Annotated in this window: 24 protein-coding genes and 1 tRNA gene; 16 read left to right on the top strand and 9 right to left on the bottom strand. The window is 61.5% G+C overall.

Translation table 11 applies throughout. The features are described from left to right. The first annotated feature begins 62 nt into the window (after window positions 1–62). Window positions 63–419, top strand: coding sequence for a YbaN family protein (locus BS627_RS00620; RefSeq protein ID WP_077981397.1), 357 nt, complete (start codon window positions 63–65; stop codon window positions 417–419). Between the two features lie 16 nt (window positions 420–435). On the opposite strand, the gene BS627_RS00615 is transcribed toward BS627_RS00620, so the two are convergent. Genes BS627_RS00615 through BS627_RS00605 form a run of 3 tightly spaced genes read right to left on the bottom strand, consistent with a single transcriptional unit; the run spans window position 436 to window position 3,193 of the window. Next, window positions 436–1,218 carry a heme ABC transporter ATP-binding protein gene (locus BS627_RS00615; protein ID WP_077981396.1) on the bottom strand — a complete coding sequence of 261 codons (783 nt, stop codon included), beginning with the start codon at window positions 1,216–1,218 and terminating at the stop codon, window positions 436–438. Further along, entirely contained in the window at window positions 1,215–2,303 is a 1,089-nt protein-coding gene (locus tag BS627_RS00610; protein ID WP_077981395.1) for a FecCD family ABC transporter permease, read from the bottom strand. The genes BS627_RS00615 and BS627_RS00610 overlap by 4 nt, the downstream gene beginning before the upstream one ends. Next, window positions 2,300–3,193, bottom strand: coding sequence for a heme/hemin ABC transporter substrate-binding protein (locus BS627_RS00605; protein ID WP_077981394.1), 894 nt, complete (start codon window positions 3,191–3,193; stop codon window positions 2,300–2,302). Before BS627_RS00605 ends, BS627_RS00610 begins: the two co-directional genes overlap by 4 nt. Window positions 3,194–3,379: 186 nt before the next feature. Between BS627_RS00605 and hmuQ the strand changes: the two genes are divergently transcribed. Both hmuQ and hutX read left to right on the top strand, forming a co-directional pair. Next, the gene (gene hmuQ, locus BS627_RS00600) at window positions 3,380–3,727 is read left to right on the top strand and encodes a heme-degrading protein HmuQ (protein WP_003522597.1); all 348 of its coding nucleotides are present in this window, start codon (window positions 3,380–3,382) and stop codon (window positions 3,725–3,727) included. 9 nt (window positions 3,728–3,736) lie between these two features. Beyond that, window positions 3,737–4,261, top strand: coding sequence for a heme utilization cystosolic carrier protein HutX (gene hutX, locus BS627_RS00595; protein WP_077981393.1), 525 nt, complete (start codon window positions 3,737–3,739; stop codon window positions 4,259–4,261). Window positions 4,262–4,351: 90 nt separating this feature from the next. Here the strand turns inward: hutX and BS627_RS00590 are convergent, their stop codons facing one another. Beyond that, the gene (locus BS627_RS00590) at window positions 4,352–5,419 is read right to left on the bottom strand and encodes an ABC transporter substrate-binding protein (protein WP_077981599.1); all 1,068 of its coding nucleotides are present in this window, start codon (window positions 5,417–5,419) and stop codon (window positions 4,352–4,354) included. 80 nt (window positions 5,420–5,499) lie between these two features. On the opposite strand from BS627_RS00590, the gene BS627_RS00585 reads away from it, so the two are divergent. Both BS627_RS00585 and BS627_RS00580 read left to right on the top strand, forming a co-directional pair. After that, window positions 5,500–6,180 carry a response regulator gene (locus tag BS627_RS00585; RefSeq protein ID WP_003491888.1) on the top strand — a complete coding sequence of 227 codons (681 nt, stop codon included), beginning with the start codon at window positions 5,500–5,502 and terminating at the stop codon, window positions 6,178–6,180. Continuing rightward, window positions 6,177–7,571 (top strand): sensor histidine kinase, encoded by a 1,395-nt coding sequence (locus BS627_RS00580; protein ID WP_077981392.1) that lies wholly within the window; start codon window positions 6,177–6,179, stop codon window positions 7,569–7,571. The genes BS627_RS00585 and BS627_RS00580 overlap by 4 nt, the downstream gene beginning before the upstream one ends. A gap of 26 nt (window positions 7,572–7,597) precedes the next feature. Here BS627_RS00580 and purU read toward each other — a convergent pair whose 3' ends face one another. Beyond that, window positions 7,598–8,482, bottom strand: a complete 885-nt coding sequence (gene purU, locus BS627_RS00575) for a formyltetrahydrofolate deformylase (RefSeq protein ID WP_077981391.1) — start codon at window positions 8,480–8,482, stop codon at window positions 7,598–7,600. A gap of 232 nt (window positions 8,483–8,714) precedes the next feature. Further along, the gene (locus BS627_RS00565) at window positions 8,715–9,491 is read right to left on the bottom strand and encodes a YbaY family lipoprotein (protein ID WP_077981390.1); all 777 of its coding nucleotides are present in this window, start codon (window positions 9,489–9,491) and stop codon (window positions 8,715–8,717) included. Window positions 9,492–9,983: 492 nt separating this feature from the next. On the opposite strand from BS627_RS00565, the gene BS627_RS00560 reads away from it, so the two are divergent. From BS627_RS00560 to dps, 9 genes are all read left to right on the top strand, one after another. Continuing rightward, a complete protein-coding gene (locus tag BS627_RS00560; RefSeq protein WP_077981389.1) occupies window positions 9,984–10,928 on the top strand; it encodes a Bug family tripartite tricarboxylate transporter substrate binding protein in 945 nt (314 codons plus the stop codon). After that, window positions 10,925–11,419 (top strand): tripartite tricarboxylate transporter TctB family protein, encoded by a 495-nt coding sequence (locus tag BS627_RS00555; RefSeq protein WP_077981388.1) that lies wholly within the window; start codon window positions 10,925–10,927, stop codon window positions 11,417–11,419. The genes BS627_RS00560 and BS627_RS00555 overlap by 4 nt, the downstream gene beginning before the upstream one ends. 106 nt (window positions 11,420–11,525) lie before the next feature. Further along, window positions 11,526–13,043: a tripartite tricarboxylate transporter permease gene (locus BS627_RS00550; protein ID WP_077981387.1), complete on the top strand. Its 1,518-nt coding sequence runs from the start codon at window positions 11,526–11,528 to the stop codon at window positions 13,041–13,043. 127 nt (window positions 13,044–13,170) lie between these two features. Then, window positions 13,171–13,428: a hypothetical protein gene (locus BS627_RS00545; RefSeq protein WP_077981386.1), complete on the top strand. Its 258-nt coding sequence runs from the start codon at window positions 13,171–13,173 to the stop codon at window positions 13,426–13,428. A 280-nt stretch (window positions 13,429–13,708) separates the two neighbouring features. After that, on the top strand, window positions 13,709–14,647 hold the full coding sequence (locus tag BS627_RS00540; protein WP_077981385.1) for a siderophore ABC transporter substrate-binding protein: 939 nt from the start codon (window positions 13,709–13,711) through the stop codon (window positions 14,645–14,647). Window positions 14,648–14,848: 201 nt separating this feature from the next. Beyond that, entirely contained in the window at window positions 14,849–15,814 is a 966-nt protein-coding gene (locus BS627_RS00535) for an ABC transporter permease (protein ID WP_165691083.1), read from the top strand. Then, a complete protein-coding gene (locus BS627_RS00530) occupies window positions 15,807–16,775 on the top strand; it encodes an iron chelate uptake ABC transporter family permease subunit (protein WP_077981383.1) in 969 nt (322 codons plus the stop codon). The genes BS627_RS00535 and BS627_RS00530 overlap by 8 nt, the downstream gene beginning before the upstream one ends. Next, window positions 16,772–17,530, top strand: a complete 759-nt coding sequence (locus BS627_RS00525; RefSeq protein WP_077981382.1) for an iron ABC transporter ATP-binding protein — start codon at window positions 16,772–16,774, stop codon at window positions 17,528–17,530. The genes BS627_RS00530 and BS627_RS00525 overlap by 4 nt, the downstream gene beginning before the upstream one ends. 122 nt (window positions 17,531–17,652) lie before the next feature. Beyond that, window positions 17,653–18,141, top strand: coding sequence for a DNA starvation/stationary phase protection protein Dps (dps, locus tag BS627_RS00520; protein WP_077981381.1), 489 nt, complete (start codon window positions 17,653–17,655; stop codon window positions 18,139–18,141). Between the two features lie 426 nt (window positions 18,142–18,567). Here dps and BS627_RS24320 read toward each other — a convergent pair whose 3' ends face one another. After that, a complete protein-coding gene (locus tag BS627_RS24320) occupies window positions 18,568–18,777 on the bottom strand; it encodes a hypothetical protein (protein ID WP_131829390.1) in 210 nt (69 codons plus the stop codon). Between the two features lie 46 nt (window positions 18,778–18,823). Between BS627_RS24320 and BS627_RS00510 the strand changes: the two genes are divergently transcribed. Next, window positions 18,824–18,898 (top strand) — tRNA-Gly (locus BS627_RS00510). A 151-nt stretch (window positions 18,899–19,049) separates the two neighbouring features. Here the strand turns inward: BS627_RS00510 and BS627_RS00505 are convergent. Next, entirely contained in the window at window positions 19,050–19,883 is an 834-nt protein-coding gene (locus tag BS627_RS00505) for an aldo/keto reductase (RefSeq protein WP_077981380.1), read from the bottom strand. Window positions 19,884–19,944: 61 nt separating this feature from the next. Next, entirely contained in the window at window positions 19,945–21,126 is a 1,182-nt protein-coding gene (locus BS627_RS00500; RefSeq protein WP_077981379.1) for an MFS transporter, read from the bottom strand. 220 nt (window positions 21,127–21,346) lie between these two features. Here BS627_RS00500 and BS627_RS00495 point away from each other — a divergent pair, with 220 nt between their 5' ends. Further along, entirely contained in the window at window positions 21,347–22,246 is a 900-nt protein-coding gene (locus BS627_RS00495; protein WP_077981378.1) for a LysR family transcriptional regulator, read from the top strand. Window position 22,247: the final 1 nt, after the last annotated feature.

Raw genomic sequence — 22,247 nt, 5'->3', positions numbered from 1 at the left:
GACCGCATGGTTTTGAGCCCGCCGCTCTATCCTGAGTGACGAACTCATGATACCGGCTAGGCATGCGCCTTTTATACCTCTGTCTTGGCTGGGTGATGGTCGCGACCGGCATTGTCGGCGCGTTTCTTCCCGTTTTGCCCACCACGCCGTTCCTGCTTCTGGCGCTCTGGTGTTTTTCCCGCTCCTCGCCAAAACTCGAGGCATGGCTTCTGGCCCACCCCCGATTCGGCCCTTCGCTGCGGCGCTGGCGTGAACGCGGCGCAATTGCCCGCAATGCCAAGGTCGCAGCACTTTCTGCCATGTCCGTCAGTTACGCCGCCTTCTGGTTTCTAAGCGAGCCGCCGCCGCTGCGGGCGACAATCGTCGCCGTCGTCATGCTGGGTTCCGCGCTCTTCATCGCCACCCGTCCGGAAAGCTGAAGCGAAGGACAGGCCCTTAACGGTGGCGCGACTGCGGCAGCACGTAAGGAATATGCCGCGCCGGCAACCGGCCGACGACACCGCCGATGCCATAGACACGCGCAATCGTCTCGTCGCTGATCGTTTCCAGCGAGGGGCCGCTCGCCGTCACGCGGCCGCCATGCATGACGATGAGTTGATCGGCAAATTCCGCCGCAAGATTGAGGTCGTGCAGAATGGCGAGCACCAGCCCGCCGCCGCTTGCAAAGTCACGCGCCGTTTCCAGCACGGCGATCTGGTGGCCGATATCGAGACTTGCGGTGGGCTCGTCGAGAAAGAGCGCCCGCGCCTCGCCGTTTTCCATCGGGTTTGGCACCTGTGCCAGCGCCCGGGCAAACTGCACCCGCTGCTGCTCGCCGCCGGAGAGCAGGTTGTAGGACCGCTGCTCAAAACCGCGCAGCCCGGCCTTGGCGAGCGCCCGGCGGGCCTGTTCCTCCGGCGTACGAGCCCCCTGTGCAACCGCTCCCATGCGCACGATTTCGAGCGCCGTGAAAGGAAACGCCAGCTGGATGCTCTGCGGCAGTACGGCCCTGAGACGGGCAAGCTGGAGCGGCGTGAAGGCCGGCAGATCGACATCGTTATAGGTCACCGACCCGGCCTCAGGGCGCATCTCACCCGAGAGAACCTTCATCAGCGTGGATTTGCCAGCACCGTTGGGGCCGATGATGACATTGACCTTGCCGGGCTTCAGATCGACGCTGACCGCATCGAGAAGCCTGCGGCCGGAGCGGATGAGGGTGATGTTTTCAGCCCGGATCATGACATGTTCCGCATGGAAAACCCGCCGCGTCCCAAGAGCAGGAACAGGAAGACCGGCGCGCCGATGAGCGCCGTGACGACGCCGATGGGCAGTTCCGCCGGTGACGCAACGGTGCGGGCGAAACTATCGGCCAGAAGCAGAAGTGCCGCCCCGCCAAGTGCGGAGGCCGGCAGCAGGAAGCGGTGCGACGGACCGATGGCGAGGCGAAGCAGATGCGGCACGACGATACCGACAAAACCGATGGAACCGGCCGCCGCCACGCTTGCGCCGCAGGCGGCGGCAACGGCGAGAATGACGATCCGTTTCAGCCGCTGCACCGGAATGCCCATGTGAAAGGCGGCGGCATCGCCGAGAATGAGCGCATCGAGCCCGCGGGCAACGAAGGGAATGATGGCGAGAACGACAATGATGAATGGCAGGGTGGCGAGCACCTTGGCGGGCGTGGCCCCGCCGAGCGACCCGAGCGACCAGAAGGTGATGTCGCGCAGCGCCCGGTCATCCGCCACGAAGATCATCAGCCCGGTCAGCGCGCCGCTGATCGCCGCAACCGCAATGCCGGCGAGAATGAGCGTGGTGGTGGAGGTCGCGCCGTCCTTGGTGGCGATCAGGTAAAGCACCCAAGTATTCAACAGCCCGCCGAAAAACGCCATGAGCGGCAGGAAATGCGGGCCGAAAAACACGGCAACCGTGGCGAGCGCGCCTTCCCCCAGCGAAATCGCCGCAACCGCAAACAGCGCCGCACCCGAGGTGACGCCGACAATGCCGGGATCGGCCAGCGGATTGCGGAACAGACCCTGCATCATCGCCCCCGAAACGGCAAGTCCCGCACCGATCAACATGCCGAGCGCCGTACGCGGCAGGCGCACCGCCTCGAGAATGACCCTGTCGCGCGCATCGAGTTGATCCGCGCCGCCCGTGAAATAAGCCCAGAGTTCGGACATGCCGACACCCGTGGGTCCGCTGACCAGCGACACGCCACAGGCAAACAGCAGGATGCCGACGAGCACGGCAAGGGTGACGACCCCCTGGCGGGATCTGTCGCCCGCAACCCTGCCTTCAGCGGAACTCAAGGCGGCAAGGCTCACGGCTTCACCACGTCGGGATAGAGCTTAGCTGCCAGCTCGCGGCCCGCAGCGGGCGTGCGCGGGCCAAAACCGATGAGATAAAGCCCATCCATGCTGATGAGCGCCTTGCTTGCGGCGGCAGGCGTGGACTGGAAGGCCGGCAACGCGAAAATCTCTTCTGCCTTGGCGGCATGGTCGCCGCGCGCCATGGTCAGCACCACATCGGGTGCTGCGGCAATGACCGCCTCGTCCGTCAGTGGTTTATAACCCGTGATCTCCTGCGCCGCATTGATGCCGCCTGCCATTTCGATGATCGCCGCCGCTTCAGTATCCTTGCCCGCCGCCATGATGCGGCCGCCAGCCGTGGAAAGCACGAAGAGAACGCGCTTTCTGCCCTTTTCCGGCACAGCCGAAACATCTTTGGCGAGCGTGTCGAGCCCGGCTTTGGTCTCGGCTGCCAGTGCCTTCGCCCTGTCCGACAGCCCCACGGCCGCGCCGACATCCTCGATCTTTTTGGGGATGGCATTACCGCTCGGCGGCGTATCGACGGTGACGAAAGGCACGGCGCTTGCCTTCAGGATGGCGATGACATCGGCCGGGCCGGAACCGTCTTCGGAGAGGATGAGATCGGGCTTCTGCGACAGGATGCCCTCCGAAGAAAGCGCCCGCATGTAACCGATGTCAGGCTTGGTCAAGGCGTCAGCCGGGTAGCTGCTGGTGCTGTCACGCGCCACGATACGGTCCTGCGCACCCAGCGCATAAAGGATTTCCGTCACCGTGCCGCCCACCGCAACGATGCGCTTCGCCTCCGGATTACCTTTGTCCGAAGCCATGGCAGCCGGCGCGGCAAAGGCGATTGCGACGGGCACGAGGGCGGCGAAAACGAAGGAACGAAGGCGGGAATTCAACATGGCGCTATCCTGAAATACGACCCGGCACGGCTTTGCCGCGTCACTTAATCTTGAGTTCTTTGCACATGTTTATGGACGGCGCAATCGATAAGTGGAGTATTTTTGTTTGCTTTGTCGTGACCCCCTTCCCAACCTCCCCTCGGCTGGATATCCTGACTCAAACTGGAAACTTAAAGGGAGACTTTCATGTTTATCGCAATGAACCGCTTTCGCGTGGTGCCGGGTTATGAAGAAACCTTCGAATCCATCTGGCGCGAGCGCAAATCGCACCTCAGCGAATTGCCGGGCTATATCGAATTTCACATGCTGAAAGGCCCGAAGGCGGACGACCACACGCTTTATGCCTCGCACACCGTCTGGGCCACCAAGGACGATTTCCTTGCCTGGACGAAATCCGAACAGTTCCGCGCCGCCCATGCCAAGGCCGGCGAAAACCGCGGCAAGGTTGAATATCTTTCCGGCCCGCATTTCGAAGGTTTCGACGTCATCATCCATGAAGACAAGAATGGCGAACGCCGTTCGATTGCGGCCTGAGGCCGCCCGATGAGCATTGCAGCCCAAAAGACCGACGACGACAGGCGGGCCCGCGCCGCCGCTGCACTCGCCGAAAAGCCTGACGGCGTCGTGGAGGCCATCGCCGCCAAGGCCGAGGTGACGCCAGCCGAAATTCTGGCGATCCTGCCGCAAGGCGCCGCCGTTTCCGCTGCCGCCGACCGGTTCGACACGATCTGGAACGAGATGCGCGGCTGGGGTGAGGTCCTGATGATCGTGCAAACCGGCGACATCGTGTTCGAAGTGCCGGGCCACCTGCCGGAAGGCAACGAAAGCCACGGCTGGTTCAACATCCATGGGGACAGCCCCATCGGCGGTCACATCAAGAAGGACAATTGTGCCGGCATCACCTTCGTCGATCGCGGCTTCCATGGCCGCCGCTCCTGTTCCGTCTGGTTCATGAACGCCGCCGGCAGCGCCATGTTCAAGATTTTTGTCCGCCGTGACGAGAACAAGGAGTTGCGCCCGGAGCAGCTGGCGAGGTTCGAAGCGCTGCGGGACGGTTTCCGCGGCTGAGACCCTGGGAGGAGAGGCTGCCCCGCCTCTCCCAGCCTCCTGTGACAAGCACAGGATGAGGGGAATTCCAGCATTCGCCATTCTCCACGCTTACTGCGACCGCAAGGCCTCGTTCCAGCGCTCGATCAGGCGGCTGCGCTTGACCTGATCCAGATAGACCATCAGGCCGGGGCTGACCGGGACCGGGCGCAGTTGCGCGCCGTGGATGGCCTGCATGGTGTTGGCGGTGTTTTCGCCCGCCACTTCCGGGCTGACGGCGGGGATCTGCAACTGCCGGGCCATGATCGTCTGACCTTCCTTCGACATGAAGAATTCCAGATAACGGCGGCCGAGCGCCGGGTTGGCGGCGGCTTCCGGCACGAGCCCGATGCGTGACATGACTACGGTATAGTCTTTCGGCAGCACGATGCCGACATCCGGGTGGCGCGAGGCCCAGTCCGCCGCATAGGAGCCGAGAATGTTGTAACCCATCACGAAGCGACCGTCCGAGACACGCTCCAGAATGGCGGACGAGGTGGAATAGACCTTCACGCCCGCCGCGCCCATGGCCTTGATGACGCTCCATATATCGCCGAACTGCTCCTGGTCGCGCGACATGAAGAGGAAGCCGACGCCGGAGCGCTCGATGTCGTAAGTCGCGATACGGCCATGCACTTCTTTCGCATGGCGTTCGAGATAATCGACGAATTCGGCGCGGGTTGCAGGCGGTTTTTCGGTGGTGAAGCTCGGCTTGTGATAAACGAAAACCGCCGGCTCGAAGGTTAGCGCGTAAGCGGTGTTGCGCCAGTTCGCCCAGGCGGGCCAGCGGGCGCTCATGGCCAGATCCGAGCGCTGGGCGTAACCGTCATTGCTCAGCTTCACCTGCAAATCCATGGCGGAGGAGAAGGCGAAATCGGCGGTCTTTTTCCCCGCATCGGTTTCTTTCACGATGCGGTCGTAAATCTCGCCGGTCAGCATATCCTCGTAATGGACGGCGATATCGGGATTGGCCTTCTGGAAACCCTCGATCATCGGCGTCGCCAACGGCTCGTCCAGCGAGGAATAGACGACCAGCGTTTCGGCATCCGCCTTGCCTGACGGCGCCGGAAAGATGGCGACCTGGGCAAGCGCCGGCGAGGCCATGCAAAGACAGAGGCAGAGAAGAAGGCGGATACGCATGAAAAGATCATGCCGCAGGCGGCGGCCATTCACAAGCGCTGAGGGTCTGGTTAAACTCGGCAATGCTGTGGGAGGAAAATTTGCGCATTTTGCTGGTCGAGGACAATCAGGTGCTGTCGGAGGGGTTGTCGGCGCTTCTGCGCGGCAGCGGTTATGCCGTGGATGTGGTATCCGACGGCGCTTCCGCCGATGCGGCGATTGCGGCGGAAAGTTTCGATCTCGTCATTCTCGATCTCAACCTGCCGGAAATGGACGGCATTGAGGTGCTGCGCTCCATGCGTTCACGTCAGGACAAGGCGGCGGTGCTGATTCTGACGGCGCGCGGCACGCCGGAGGAAAAGGTCAAGGGGCTCGATCTCGGCGCTGACGACTACATGATCAAGCCTTTCGACATCACCGAATTCGAGGCGCGAGTGCGGGTGCTCCTGCGCCGCAACGCCGGGCTGCGCTCCTCGGCGCTGAGTTTCGGCAAGGTGCTGTTCGATCTCAATTCCCGCACCTTTTCGGCCGATGGGCGCCCGCTCGATATTCCGGCGCGCGAGGTGGCGCTGCTTGAAGTGCTGTTCATGCGGGCCGGCAAGGTCGTCGCCAAGGAGGCCATCGTGCAGTCGCTGACCGGCTTCGACGACGATATTTCCGCCAATGCCATCGAGCAATATGTCAGTCGCCTGCGCAAGCGGCTCGCCCCCCACGGGCTGACGGTGAAGACGGCGCGCGGCATCGGCTATTATCTGGAAAAGCTGCCGGAGATGGCTGAATGAGACAGGCCGGCTATTCGCTCAGGCGGCGACTTTTAGGCTGGCTTCTTATTTCAACCGCCATCATCGGTTGCGTGGCGCTCACCGATACCTGGCGCGAGGCGGTCAATACCGCCAATGTCGTTTCCGACCGCGTGCTTTCCGGTTCCGCACTTGCCATCGCCGAGCGGGTGGTTGTGGCCGAGGACGGCTCGCTGGAAGTGGACATTCCCTATGTCGCGCTGGAAATGCTGACATCGGCCGCGCAGGACCGGGTATTTTACCGTGTCGACGGGCCGAACGGGCAATTCCTCACCGGTTACCAGAACCTGCCGACGGTGGAGAACAAAAATGGCGATACGCCCGCCTATCGCGATGCGGTGTTCCGCGATGAGCCGATCCGCGTCGCCGCCATCAGACGGTTTGCGTCCACCGGCATCAATTCCGTGCCCTTTTCCGTCACGGTTGCCGAAACCACCATTGCCCGCAGCCAGCTTGCGCAGGCGATCATCCTGCGATCTGCGCTGCGCCTGCTTTTGATGATCGTGGGGGCGGCGATCATCGTCTGGATCGCGGTGACGATTTCGCTCAGGCCGCTTTACCGGCTCAGCGAAGCCATTGCCGAGCGCAGCCCGAACGACCTGCACCCCATCCGTCAATCCGTGCCGGTGGAGGTGGAAAACCTGGTGGAAACGGTCAATTCCTTCATGGTGCGGCTGCAATCGGCGCTCGATGCGCTCCGGCATTTCACCGGCAATGCCAGCCACCAGCTGCGCACGCCGCTTGCCATCATCAGCACCCAGCTCGCGCTTTCCGCCCGCGCTGCAAGCCTTGAGGAGGCGCAGGCGGCGGCGCTGAAGGGCGGGGCATCGGTGGCCCATGCCGAACATATCCTCGCCCAGCTGCTGCGCATGGCCAATATCGATGCCGCCGGCTCCAGTGAGAAACACGATTTTTCCGCGATCGACCTCGTGGCTGTGGCGCAGAACGTGACGGCCGATTTCGTGCCGCGCGCCGCAGAGGCGGGTATCGATCTCGGTTTCGAAGGCGAAGGCGAGGCGACAATTCTGGCTGAGCCGCTGCTCATCGGCGAGCTGATCGGTAATCTCGTCTCCAATGCCATCAATTATGCCGGACGCGGCGCGGAAGTCACCGTGCGGGTCGGCAGGCAAACGGGCGCCGTCTGGCTGGAAGTGGAAGATAACGGCCCCGGCATCCCACACGAAAAGCGCGCCATGGTGCGCCAGCGTTTTGCACGCGGCGAAGCCAACGCCGCCCCCGGCGCCGGTCTCGGCCTCGCCATCATCGAGGAGATTGCCGGGCTGTTCGGCGGGCGGCTTACGCTGGAGGATGGCACGGACGGGCGTGGGCTGAGGGCGCGGGTGGTGTTTGGTGGTCCGGAAAGAGCGGCGTAGCAGGGCGCCTTGTCAGGCAGCCGTTATCACCCCATCCGCTCGGAAGCATAACTTCCCGGGCTCGGCGGGAAGACGACCGTGCGGTTGCCGTTGATGAAGGTGCGGTGGTGGATATGGGCGTGGATGGCGCGGGCCAGCACCTGGCTTTCGACATCGCGACCAAGCGAGACATAATCGTCGGCCGATTGCGCGTGGGTGATGCGCACCGTGTCCTGCTCGATGATCGGGCCTTCGTCGAGATCGGCGGTGACGTAATGGGCCGTGGCGCCAATCAGCTTCACGCCGCGCTCATAGGCCTGCTTGTAAGGGTTGGCGCCCTTGAAGCTCGGCAGGAAGGAGTGGTGGATGTTGATGATTTTGCCAGACATCTTCCGGCACAGGTCATCCGAGAGCACCTGCATGTAACGCGCCAATACCACCAGTTCGGTTCCGCTGACCTCGATCAGCTCCATCAGCTGCGCTTCGGCCTTTGGTTTATTCTCCTTCGTCACCTTGATGTGGTGGAAGGGAATGTCGTGGTTGACGACGACCTTCTGATAATCGAAGTGGTTGGAGACGACGCCGACGATATCGATAGGCAGCGCGCCGATCTTCCAGCGGTAGAGCAGGTCGTTGAGGCAATGGCCGAAACGCGACACCATCAGCATCGCTTTCATGCGCTGGCCGTCCGGGTAGATATCCGCATCCATGCCAAACTTTTTCGCCACCGCCTGGAAGCCTTCGGTAATGGCCTCAAGCGAGGCGCCCTCTTCGGAGATGAAGGAGACGCGCATGAAGAACTTGCCGGTCTCGAGGTCGTCGAACTGCGAACTATCGACGATGTTGCAGCCTTTTTCCGCCAGATAACCGGAAATCGCGGCCACAATGCCACGGGTCGATTTGCAGGCTACGGTCAGAACATAGGATGTCATTCGTTTTCCCTCACAGACTTGGCGTCGGCATCAGCCGGCACAGTTCAGCGCGTTCCATAGCGCAGCTCTGCGGCGGTGCAAAGCGTCGAGACGAACGCAGCCAAAGTCATAGGGCGGGAAAGGGCAGCGCGCCGTGCCGGAAGCGACATGGAATGTTCCATGGCCAGCACAGTTGGGCCAGCACAGTTTGGGCCAGCACGGCGACGCAGCGTGTTTCGGCAGGTTGTCGGCCTCAGGCGCGGCGCAGACGCATCGCCGTACGGCCGCGGCCGTCGATCAGTTCCAGCGTACCGCGACGCGGCTCCAGCCTAAAGGAGCGGGCCTGTTCCAGGGCTTCGATGAACTGCCGTTCCTGGCGCATGATGTCCGGGGCGCAGGCCATCTGGGTGGAAATCATCCGGCCGAAATCGACACGGTTGCGGCGGATTTTCACCTCGCCGCCGATGCCGTTGCAGCCGGCATTGCCCGAAACGCGGCCCTCGCGGGTAATTTCCAGCGTCGCCTGACGGCGGCCGCGAACCCGTTCGCCGCGGATCTCCTGCACCAGCCAGCGCCCGTCGATGCTTGCTTCCGGCTCGGGTCTGCCGGGACCAGCGCCCACACGCTCCAGCACGAGGTCGGTATCGTCGCGACCGCCGGTCAGCACCGAGTAACGCTGCGTGGTGGTGAAGAGCAGCCGGTCGCGGTCGCGGATTTCGGCGCTCAGCGCATAGGAACGGCGGCCCCTGATGTCGCGGTCGTCATAACGCAGCACGAAGGGCACGGGCACCTGACCGCGCGGGCGGATGGTGGTTTCGGCAATTGTCTGCGACGGCGCATCCGCTAGCGAAACATCGATCAGGCGCACGGTGACGGTCGCGCCCGGCGGTAGCGCGATGCGCTCGCGATAGGAGACGCTGCCGCGCAGGCTTGCCGGTGCGGCAGCCGCGCCGCCCGCTGCAAAAAGCGGGGCGAGAGCCAGGAGACCGGCAAAACTGCGGCGCGAAAGAAGAGAGTGGCGGTCGGTCATGGTGCTTGCTCCGTGCTGGTGCCGTTTGAATTTGAACGGATGATAGAAAACGGCACTGAACGGGCGATGAACCGTGGATATTTCAGTCGTGTGCAGAGGGCGAGATCAGCCCGGATGGTGGCGGGCGCGATTGTGAGAGTTGTGTCCGGCGCGTCCCCATAGCCTCATCCCTGTGCTTGTCGCAGGAATGAGGGCGGAACAAGCATCGAAAGCACAAAGCAAAGCCATCCCACACGCCACAGTAGACGTCCGATACAAATTAATAGAGAGTAAATGCGCAAGGACTTGCGTAGCGTCAGTTAGATGACAGCTTTTTGTGATGCTCTGCAATCCTTCTTCATTCCGTGGAGGCGGAAGAAGATGCGGGAGGAAATTCAGGACGGTTGCCAGGTCACCACGCTGAGCATTCAGCGCTGGCGCACGCGTGTCTAAAAAGCCCCCCGCATAAACGAAAAACGACGCCCAAAAGGGCATCCTGAGGAGGGTTTTCAAGTGAAGCATTTTCTTATCGGCACATTTCTGGCGGGCGTGATCGCCCTTCCGGCAGCGGCAGCGGATTACACCATCATCGCGCCGGCCAACCCCGGCGGCGGCTGGGACCAGACCGCGCGCTCCATGCAGACCGTGCTGCAGGAAGAAGGCATTTCCAAGAGCGTGCAGGTGCAGAACGTACCGGGCGCCGGCGGTACCATCGGTCTCGCGCAGTTCGCCAGCCAGCAAAAGGGCAACCCTAACGCCCTCATCGTCGGCGGTTACGTGATGGTCGGCGCTATTCTCACCAACAACGCGCCCGTCACCCTCAAGGAAGTGACGCCGATCGCGCGTCTGACCGGTGAATATGAAGCCATCGTCGTTCCGGCGTCCTCACCGCTGAAGACCGTTGGCGACCTCGTCGACCAGCTCAAGAAGGATCCCGGCAGCGTGTCCTGGGGCGGCGGCTCCGCCGGCGGCACCGACCATATCGCCGTTGGCCTGATCGCCAAGGCGGCCGGTGTCGATCCGACCAAGATCAACTACATCGCCTATTCCGGCGGCGGCGAAGCGCTTGCTTCGATCCTCGGCTCGCAGGTGACGGCCGGCGTTTCCGGCTACGGCGAATTCGAAGGCCAGATCAAGGCGGGCACGCTGCGTCTGCTCGCGGTCACCAGCGAAAACCGTCTGGACGGCGTGGACGCGCCGACGCTGAAGGAAAGCGGCCTCGACGTCGTCGTGCAGAACTGGCGCATGGTGGCGGCTCCTGCCGGCCTTTCCGCCGATCAGGAAAAGGCGGTGAATGCCGACATCGAGAAGCTGGCAAAATCCGAAAAATGGCAGGAAACCCTGAAGACCAAGGGCTGGATGGACACCTATCTCGCTGGTGACGCTTTCAAGGAACAGCTCGCCAAGGATACCGCCGCCACCGAAACCATTCTCAAAGACATCGGACTGGTAAAATGAGCCAGGGTTCCAACCCTTCGCAGCATCAAAAGCGCCGCCCTGACTGGGCGGCGCTGGCGATCGCCGTCTTCCTCGTCATCATCGCCTGCGTGATCTTCTGGGACAGCGCCCGTCTTGCAAGTGTCACCGGTTATTCGCCGGTCGGCCCGGCGACGGTGCCTTACGCCATCGGCTTCTGTCTTGTCGGCCTGGCGCTGTGGACAGCCATCGAGGCCTGGCGCGGTGATTTCCCCGCGCGCGACAAACAGGAAATCGCCCCGGTTATCTGGGTCGTCGCTGGCCTTGCCGCGCAGATGTTGCTGCTCAACGTCGCGGGGTTCTCCATTGCCACCGGCCTGCTTTTTGCCTTTACGGCGCGTGCCTTCGGCAAACGCAAGCTCTGGTATTCGATCCCCATCGGCATCGCGCTCAGCTTCTTCATCTGGTTCATCTTCGCGCGGCTGCTGCAGCTTTCGCTGCCTGCCGGGCCTCTGGAGCGGCTGTTCTTCTGACAGCCATTCCGACCAAAATTCGAGATCACGGGAACAGCTGGCGCGCAATGACGCAAAAGCCAGCCGTTCCGCCCGCTCATTTGCTCGACTTGGGGGACATCTGCCCATGAGTACCTTTGAATTCCTGCTGCACGGTCTTGAGGTTGCCGCCCAACCCATGAACCTGCTCTATGCGCTGATCGGCGTCACGCTCGGCACCGCCGTCGGCGTTCTGCCCGGCATCGGCCCTGCGCTGACCGTGGCGTTGCTTCTGCCCGTTACCTATAGGCTCGATCCCGCCGGTTCGCTCATCATGTTCGCCGGCATCTATTACGGCGGCATGTATGGCGGCTCGACCACCTCAATCCTGCTCAACACACCGGGCGAGAGCGCCTCGATCGTGACCGCGCTCGAAGGCAACAAGATGGCCCGCAAGGGCAGAGGCGGTCCGGCGCTGGCCACCGCCGCCATCGGTTCCTTCGTCGCCGGCCTCATCGCCACCATCGCGCTCGCCTTTATCGCGCCCTATATCGTCAAGCTGGCGCTGGTTTTCGGCCCGCGTGAATATTTTGCGCTGATGGTGCTCGCCTTCGTCACCGTTTCTTCCGCTTTCGGGGACTCGGCGCTACGCGGCCTCACCTCGCTATTCATCGGCTTTGCCCTTGCCATCGTCGGTATCGACCAGCTGACCGGCCAGACCCGCATGAGCTTTGGCATTCCCGACCTGCTCGACGGCGTGGAAGTGACGACGCTTGCTGTTGCGATGTTCGCTATCGGCGAAACGCTGTTCATCGTGGCCCAAGGCCAGAGCGGCCCCGACAAGGTCGAGGCCGTCAAGGGCTCGGTCTGGATGAGCGCGCAGGACTGGTCGCGCTCCTGGAAAGCCTGGCTGCGCGGCACGCTGATCGGCTTCCCCATCGGCGCCATGCCGGCGGGCGGTGCTGAAATCGGCACTTTCCTCTCCTATGCCACCGAAAAGAAGCTGACCAAATATCCGGAAGAATTCGGTGAAGGCGCCATCGAAGGCGTGGCCGGTCCGGAAGCCGCCAACAATGCGTCCGCCGCCGGTACGCTGGTGCCGCTCTTGACGCTCGGCCTGCCGACCACCGCAACCGCCGCCATCATGCTCGCCGGCTTCCAGCAATATGGCCTGCAACCCGGTCCGCTGCTGTTCGCCACCAATCCGCAGCTCGTCTGGGGCCTGATCGCCAGCCTGTTCATCGCCAACCTGATGCTGCTGGTTCTGAACCTGCCGCTCGTCGGTCTCTGGGTGAAGCTGCTGACCATCCCGAAGCCATGGCTTTACGCCGGCATCCTGCTGTTTGCGACGCTCGGCACCATCGGCGCCAACCCATCGGTCTTCGAACTCGGCATGCTGCTCGCCTTCGGCATTCTCGGTTACATCATGCGCATCTTCGGTTATCCGATCGCGCCTGCGGTCGTCGGCCTCATCCTCGGCCCGCTTGCCGAACAGCAGCTGCGCCGCGCGCTCGCCATCGGCCAGGGCGACCCGACGGTGCTGTTCACCTCGCCGATCGCCATTGGCCTCTTCATCGTGGCAGCCGCAGCCTTCATCATCCCGCTCATCATGCGTATCCGCGGCCGTGGCGACGTGCTGACGCAGCTTGCCGCCAACGAGGACTGAGAACCAACGAGCCTCCCAAGGCAACTGGCCCCGTATCTCCGGATGCGGGGCCTTTTTTATTCACGCCAACGGGATGTGTCATGCGCACACGCCCATGATAGACTTGCGCCAACCGCAGGAGAAAGACATGCGCACTATTGCGATCATGATGGTTCTGGCGCTTGCCGGCTGCACCACCGCCCCCGATGTCGAGCCCATTCCCGGCAGCATCACCTATGGCGGACAGCCGCGAACCAAACTGACCAAGTCCCCCATCGGCAGCACGCTCAGCAACGAATTCGTGATGGGTGACGGACGGCTGGCGATTGAGACTTATCGGGTGCAGCCGGACCGGTCCCTGAAACTTGAAAGGCGCGCAATCGTCGGCGACTGGCCGCCGGATTGAGAACGGTGCTTCCGTCATCCTCGGCCTTGTGCCGAGGATCTGCGGCCTGTCGATTTTGTTCAACGTGATTAGATCCTCGGCACAAGGCCGAGGATGACGTCCGGACAGATTGCAGGCCGTGCTTTTCCACCCGCACATTTCCCGCTCACCGCAATTCAGAATCGTTCTAAAACATAATTTTGATTTCCGCCGACCTTGCCAATAAAGCTGATCGCCAACATCAAGTTAACCTGGTGGGATCGTTTCCGCCGGCTCGGAACATAGTGCAAGGGACATATAAGTGGCCATCAACTTCACCTTCCCCGTTCGGCTGCTGGCGGCAGCGGCCTTCAGCCTCGGCGCAATCACGGCAAATGCCGAAGACATGACGATCAAGCACGCCCAGGGCGAGACCGTGCTGAAAGCGGCCCCGAAGAAAGTTCTGGTTCTCGATATTCCCTCGCTCGACAATCTCGATGCGCTCGGCGTCGATCCAACGGGTGTCGTCGGCTCCAACCTGCCTGTCTATCTGCAGAAATATGCCGACGGAAAATATCTGAAGGTCGGCACGCTGTTTGAGCCCGATTACGAGGCGATCAATGCGGCCGAGGCCGATCTCGTCATCGTCGGCGGCCGTTCGCGGGCGAAATATCCGGACGTTGCGAAGATCACGCCCGCCATCGACATGTCGGTGGATTCCAAGGAATTCATCGGCAGCGTGAAAGCCAACATCACCAAGCTCGGCAATATCTTCGGCAAGCAGGAAGAAGCCAAGAAGCTCGATGCCATGATCGATGAAAAGGTAGCGAAGCTGAAGGAGATCGCACCCAATTCCGGCACGGCGATGATCCTCGTCACCAATGCCGGAAAGGTCGGCGTTTATGGCCCCAGTTCGCGCACCGGCTGGCTGCACACCGAAATCGGCTTCAAGCCAGTCGCAGCCGACATCGACGACCGTTTCGACCGCGGCGACGTCGTCTCCTTCGAATATCTGGCCGAGGTCAATCCCGAATGGCTGTTCGTGATCGACCGCGACGCCGGCATCGGCCGTGCGACCGACCCCGGCAAGGCGGCCGCACAGGTGCTGGACAACGAGCTGGTGCACCAGACCAATGCCTGGAAGAAAAAACAGATCGTTTATCTCGACCCGCAGGCCGCCTATATCGTCAGCAGCGGTTATACGGCGCTCACCACCCTGCTTGATCAGGTCTACGAGGCCGTGTCCGAGAAGAAGTCTTAAGCACCGTGCACGCTTGCTCCTAAAGGCTGCGCCACACTCGACGTCATCCTCGGGCTTGACCCGAGGATCTACCAAGGTATCGTTAAATCAATGGGTTGCAGATCCTCGGGACAAGCCCGAGGATGACGGAGGAAAGGTTTACGCCTTCTCAGCACCCTGCGAGGCCGCCTGAACTTTTACCATTTTCGAAACACCATCGACGTGAAATCCTTACCCCTCATATCAGCCCTTCTTCTGGCTCTGACGCTCGCCATCACCAGCCTGTTCGTCGGCGTCAGCAATGTCTCGCTCGCCACGCTCTTCGCACCGGATACGAGCGCGGACGCCCTGCGCGTGCTGTTCGTCAGCCGCATTCCGCGCACGCTGGCGCTGATACTCGCCGGAAGCTCGATGGCGATTGCCGGGCTCATCATGCAGATGCTGGTGCGCAACCGCTTCGTGGAGCCTTCGACGGCGGGCACCACCGAATCCGCCGGCCTCGGCCTGCTCACCGTCACCCTGCTGGCCCCGGACACGCCGATCTTCGGCAAGATGCTGGTGGCCGCCGTTTTCGCGCTCGCCGGTACGGCTCTTTTCCTGCGTATCCTGAGGCAGGTGCCTTTGCGCGACGTGCTGCTGGTGCCGCTGATCGGCATCATGCTGGGCGGCGTCATTGCCGCCGTCACCACCTTCTTTGCCTATCGTTTCGATCTCCTGCAATCGCTGGGCGCATGGATGACAGGGGATTTTTCCGGCGTGCTGCGCGGCCGTTACGAACTGCTGTGGGTCGGCTTCCTTTTCGCCATCGCCGCCTATCTCGCGGCCGACCGTTTCACCGTGGCAGGCATGGGCCGCGATTTCACCACCAATCTCGGTCTGAACTACCGCCGCGTCATGGCGCTCGGCCTCACCATCGTGTCGCTGGTGAGCGCTGTCGTCGTCGTCACGGTCGGCATGATCCCCTTTTTAGGCCTGATCGTTCCGAATGTCGTCAGCCTGATGATCGGCGACAATATGCGCCGCTCCGTGCCCTGGGTGGCAACGCTCGGCGCGGTCTTCGTACTTTCCTGCGATATCATCGGCCGCACCGTGCGCGCACCTTACGAAATACCCATCGGAACCGTGGTCGGCGTCATCGGCAGCGCGCTCTTCCTCTATCTCCTGCTGCGGAAACGCCACCATGCGTGAGAGACATCCCGACCGGCGTGCAAAAACCGCTCTCATCGTGCTTGCGGCATTCGCACTCCTCTCCATGGCCGCCTTCATGACGCTCGGCGCAAAAGGGAGCTGGAGCTTCGTGTTGCCGTTTCGCGGCATCAAGCTTCTGTCGCTCTTGCTGGTGGCCTATGCCATCGCGGTCTCCACCGTGCTGTTCCAGACGGTGACCAACAACCGCATCCTCACTCCTTCGGTAATGGGTTTCGATTCGCTTTACGTGTTGATGCAGACCGGGCTGATCTTCGTTTTCGGCTCGGCAACGGTCGTCATGATCGATCCGCAACTGAAATTTCTCGCTGAAACCAGCCTGCTCGTCGCTTTTTCCGCCCTGCTCTATCGCTGGCTTTTTGTCGGTGCGGAACGCAGCCTGCATCTGCTGGTGCTGGTCGGCATCGTTTTTGGCGTCTTCTTCCGCAGCCTCTCGGGTTTCATGCAGCGCGTGCTCGACCCCAATGAATATACCGTGCTGCAGGATGTGCTGTTTGCCAGCTTCAATTCCATCGATCCCACGCTTCTTGCCGTCTCCGCCGTCATCATCGGCGTGGTGACCATCATCGGGCTCAGGCTCACGCACACGCTCGACGTCCTCTCGCTCGGCCGCGCGACGGCCATCAGCCTCGGCGTCGAATATAAGCGCACGGTCACTATCATCCTCGTGCTGGTCTCCGTGCTGGTCGCCGTCTCCACAGCGCTGGTCGGCCCCGTCATGTTCTTCGGCCTGCTGGTCGCGGCCCTTGCCCATTATCTTACCGGCAACGGCAAACACGCCTATGTGCTGCCCGCGGCAATCCTCATCGCCGTAATCTGTCTGGTGGGCGGCCAGGTGGTACTGGAGCGGGTTTTCGCCTTCGATACGGCGCTCTCGATCATCATCGAATTTCTCGGCGGTATCGTCTTTATCGGTCTAATTTTGAAACGGGGTGCGCGATGATCATCGCCAGTCAGATCAGCAAATCCTATGGCGACAGCCTCGTCGTCGATGGCGTCTCCGTCTCCATTCCGGCAGGCGGCGTCACCTCCATCATCGGGCCGAACGGGGCGGGAAAATCGACCCTGCTCTCCATCGTCGCAAGGCTGATGTCGATGGATGCCGGAACGGTGACGGTGGACGGTCTGGATGTGACCAAAACCCCATCCGATACGCTGGCGAAGCGGCTTTCTATCCTGCGGCAGGACAACCACATCTCCTCGCGCCTGACGGTGCGAGACCTCGTCGGTTTCGGCCGTTACCCCTATTCCAAGGGCCGCCCCACCATAGAAGACAAGGTCCATATCGACCGGGCGCTGGAATATCTCAATCTCGAAGCCCTTGCCGGCCGGTTTCTGGACGAGCTTTCCGGCGGCCAGCGCCAGCGCGCCTTCGTGGCCATGGTGCTGTGCCAGGACACGGATTACGTGCTGCTCGACGAGCCGCTCAACAACCTCGACATGAAACACGCCTCCAGCATGATGAAGACCATGCGCCGCGCCGCTGACGAGCTGAAGAAGACCGTGGTTCTGGTGCTGCACGACATCAACTTCGCCTCCTGGTATTCCGACACCATCATCGCCATGCGCGAAGGCCGCATCCGCCATCAGGGGCCGGCGAACGAGATCATCCGTCCGGACGTCCTCAAGGACATCTACGACATGCCGATCCGCGTCAATGAGATAGACGGCCGACGCATCTGCCTGTTTTACGAATGACACGATGATTGTGCAGGATTTTTGCTGTCCCAGCGCCTGGCATGGAACACGGCCGCAGGCCCGGACGTTAAACGACGGACTTTTCCAAAGCGGCATTCCGTCCGCAACTTCAGGAGACATCGATGAAGACGCACAAGACGAAGAACGACCTGCCTTCCAACGCCAAGTCGACCGTGATCGGTATTCTCAATGAATCGCTCGCTTCCATCATCGACCTTGCGCTCGTCACCAAGCAGGCGCACTGGAACCTCAAGGGCCCGCAATTCATCGCCGTCCATGAACTTCTCGACACGTTCCGCGCCCAACTCGACAATCACGGCGACACGATTGCCGAGCGTGTGGTCCAGCTTGGTGGCACGGCGCTCGGCAGCCTGCAATCGGTCTCCTCAACGACAAAGCTCAAGGCCTATCCGACCGATATCTACAAGATCCATGACCATCTGGACGCCCTGATCGAGCGTTATGGCGATGTGGCCAACATGATCCGCAAGGCGATCGACGATTCCGACGAGGCCGGTGATCCGACGACGGCCGACATCTTCACCGCCGCCTCGCGCGATCTCGACAAGTCGCTCTGGTTTCTCGAAGCGCATGTGCAGGAGAAAAGCTGAGCGGAAAACGGCTCTCGCCTGCCCAAACAGCAAAGCGCCCGAGATACCCGGGCGCTTTTTTAACGGAATGGCGCAATCAATGCCGACGTAAGACCGCAAGCCCTATATCGCGCAACATTTCATGGTCGAGAATGCCGCGCTGGGCGCTTCGGATCAAAACCGCTGCGCACTCATTGGCGACATGGCTGCTGCGATCTTGAAGGCACTCGAAACATACGCCATCGAAAATATTCTGTAGATCGGTGATCTGCTCTGGCGACAATTGTGCGCCAACTCTTTCAAAAGCTGCGTACGACAAGGCTCATCCTCCCGATGATGATATGCCAAGTATCGTTCCCAATATCGTTTCGGATTTTTCGTGGACAGGCAATTTGTACACCCGAACGAATCACTTGTCGAATCAGATTTTAACCAAATGTAAACAGGTTATTTTCTGGCCTTCCCGCCGGCCGCCACCCCCGTCACAGGGAGATAAAAACCAACTGAAACAACATCTTCAGCGGAAATTCCCTGCGCTTGCGCCCGTAATGGCAGCCAGATTTCGGATAAATCCGCACACAGGCGGATTTCCACCGAAACCGCAAAAGAAACTATTGCATTCCAAAAACGATTGAGCGATATAGCACCCGTCGCCACTTGGCGGCCCACGGTTCAGCGAACTACCCCGGACCGGTGGATTTGAGCGGGTGTAGCTCAGGGGTAGAGCACAACCTTGCCAAGGTTGGGGTCGAGGGTTCAAATCCCTTCGCCCGCTCCAGTTTCCCAAAAAAAAGACGGATAAATCGTCACCACGTCCGATGTGAGATGCATCGTTTCTATGGGCTGTGATGCGCATCGCCATGCGCAATGCGCGAAGATTTCTCACACTAAGAAAACCGGGAAGGGCGTTCCCTCCCCGGCTCTCATTGTCAGGCAGCTTCGTCCCAGACAGGCGCAAGCCCGTCCGGCGAAACAATGCGGCCGTCCGGTCCGGCGAGCGCATGGATCGCCGCCATTTCATCGGCAGAAAGTTCAAAGTCGAAGATGGCGAGATTTTCATCGACGCGGGCTTCGCTGACCGTTTTCGACAATGCGACGACACCCGGCTGCTGCACGAGCCAGCGCAGCACCACCTGCGCCACCGACTTGCCACGGCCTGCGGCGATTTCTTTCAGCACCGGATCGGTGAAGACCTTGCCATCGGCCATGCCGTAATACCCCGTCACCGACATGCCGGCGGCCTTTGCCGCGGCGATAACCACATCCTGATCGATATAGGGGTGGTATTCGATCTGGTTGGTCACGATCGGGGCCCTGGACAGCTTCACCGCCTCGGCCATCAGCGCCGTGCTGAAATTGGAAACGCCGATATGGCGAACCTTGCCGGCCTGCCTCACCGCGTTCAGCGCGCCGATCTGTTCGGCAAGCGAAACCGCCTCATTCGGCCAATGCAGCAGCAGCAGGTCGACATAGTCGGTCTTCAGCTTTTTCAAGCTCTCATCCACGGAGGCGAGGAAGGCATCGTGCCTGTAATTCTCGACCCAGACCTTGGTGGTGAGAAACACCTCGCTGCGCGCCACGCCCGAAGCAGCAATGGCTTCGCCGACCTCGGCTTCGTTGCCGTAGATCTGGGCGGTATCGATATGGCGAAAGCCGGCCTTCAGCGCATGGGGAACGATGCGCAGCACATCGGCGCCGGGGATACGAAACGTGCCGAAGCCGAGCGCCGGGATCGAAACGCCATTCGCGGTGACATCAAACATATATTTTCTCCTTTGGGGTTATCCGGCCAGCTTGGGGTATGGCCGGGAATCTTGTGAAAGCTCAGGCGGTTTTCAGCGTCAGCGCGGCGCGGCGGTCGAGTGCGCTGCTCCAGAGGGTGAGCAGCAGGGCGACGGCGACGAGGATGGCGCCAACCCAGGGGGTTGCGGCAAGACCCATCGGCGATTCCACCACCAGACCGCCAAGCCATGCGCCAATGGCGATGCCGAAGTTGAACGCGGCGATGTTGAGCGCCGAGGCGACATCGACGGCACCGGGGCGATGCTCCTTGGCAAGCTGCACCACATAAAGCTGCAGGCCGGGAACATTGGCGAAGGACAGGAAACCAAGCGCCGCAAGCGTGATGAGCGCCAGCATCGGCGAGAAGGCGGTGAAGGAAAAGACGAGCAGCACGATGGCCTGCGCCAGGAAAAGACCGATCAGCGCCTTGGCCGGGTTATGGTTGGCGATCCTGCCGCCGCCGATATTGCCGGCTGCAATGGCGACGCCATAAAGCACGAGGATCAGGCTGACGCTCTTTTCCGAAAAGCCGGTCACATCCTGCAGGATCGGAGCAAGGAAGGTGAAGGCGACGAAGGTGCCGCCGTAGCCGAGCGCGGTCATGGCGAAAACGATGAGCAGCCGGCCGGAACCGAGAACCCGGACCTGATCGAAGAGGCTCGCCGGCGGCGCCTTTTTGAGCGTGCTTGGCAGAAGCGCGGCAATGCCCAGGAAAGCAATGACGCCAAGGGCGGTGACGGCCCAGAAGGTGGCGCGCCAGCCGAAGACCTGCCCGATATAGGTGCCGAGCGGAACGCCGGTGACGATGGCGACCGTGAGCCCCATGAACATCATCGCAATGGCGGAAGCCCGACGGTTTTTCGGCACGAGATCGGCGGCGATGGTGGAACCGACCGAGAAAAAGACGCCATGGGCGAAAGCGGCGATGACGCGGGCGACAAGCAGCATCTCATAGCTCGGCGACAGGGCCGCAGCGCTGTTGCCTATGATGAACAGGGCCATCAGGCCCAGCAGCAGCGGCTTTCTTTCGATCCTGCCCGTCAGCGCCGTCAGAATCGGCGCACCGAAGGTGACGCCCAGCGCGTAGACGCTGACAATGAGGCCGGCGAGCGGCAGGGTGATGTGAAGATCGGTCGCGACCGTCGGCAGAAGACCGACAATCACGAACTCCGTGGTGCCGATCGCATAGGCCGCGATCGTCAGGGCAAATATGGCCAATGGCATGACGAATACCTCTTCGCCCGGAGCGAGATCGCGGGCGTTCTGGACAGCAACGCTGTCGGTTTAGATCATTTGGACAGCGATGCTGTGGTTTAGATCATTTGGACAGCGATGCTGTCCGGTTGGATCAAATCTATGGACGCAATATGGGCGAAGGGGACTTGCATGATAATCGGCAAGGTGGGACAAATACCTTTGAATTTATTTCACAGGCGGTGCGGCGATGGACAACAGGGCCGGAGAAATGGAAGTCTTCGTGGCGGCGGCCGAACTCGGCAGCTTTTCCGCCGCCGGGCGCAGGCTGCAGCTTTCACCGTCCGCCGTCAGCAAGCTCGTCACCCGCATCGAAGACCGCCTCGGCACCCGACTACTCGCCCGCTCCACCCGGCTTGTCACGCTCACACCGGAAGGTGAAGTCTATCTGGCCCGGGCAAGGCGCATTCTCGCCGACATAGCCGAGACCGAGCAGATCGTGGCGAGCGGCGGCAAGGTGGTGCCGCGAGGCCTTTTGCGCGTTAACGCCACTCTCGGCTTCGGCGAACGTTATCTCCTGCCGCTTGCGCCGGAATTTTTGTCGCTTTATCCGGAAATCGAGCTGGATATCTCCCTGACCGACGGCGTCATCAGGCTGATCGAGGAACGCACGGACATCGCCATCCGCTCGGGCGCCATGGGAGATTCATCGCTGAAGGCGAGAAAGCTGAAGGAAGTCCGTCGCGTCATCGTCGCCTCCCCCGCCTATATCGAACGACACGGCATGCCGGAAAAACCGCAGGATCTGGCGCGGCACAATTGCTTCAGCTTCAATTTCAGCCGCAGCCTCAACGAATGGCCGTTTCGCAACCCCGGCTCTGCGCAAGTCTACCGCCTGCCTGTCAAGGGCAACGTCTCGGTCAACAGCGGCATGGCCATGCGAAGGCTCTGCCTGACGGGCCTGGGGCTGGGAAGGGTCGGCGAATTTCATATCGAGCCGGATATCGAGGCGGGCCTGCTCGTGCCGGTTCTGGAAGACTACAATGCCGAGGAAATGGAAGTGATCCACGCGGTTTATGCCGGTCATGAACACCTGGCCGCCCGCGTTCGCGCCTTCATCGATTTTGTCGCAGCAAGGGTCGGGCGGTGAC

Source organism: Agrobacterium salinitolerans, assembly GCF_002008225.1.
Classification (GTDB): domain Bacteria; phylum Pseudomonadota; class Alphaproteobacteria; order Rhizobiales; family Rhizobiaceae; genus Agrobacterium; species Agrobacterium salinitolerans.
The sequence above is the reverse complement of the archived record's forward strand: the minus strand, read 5'-3'. Positions and strand labels throughout refer to the sequence as shown.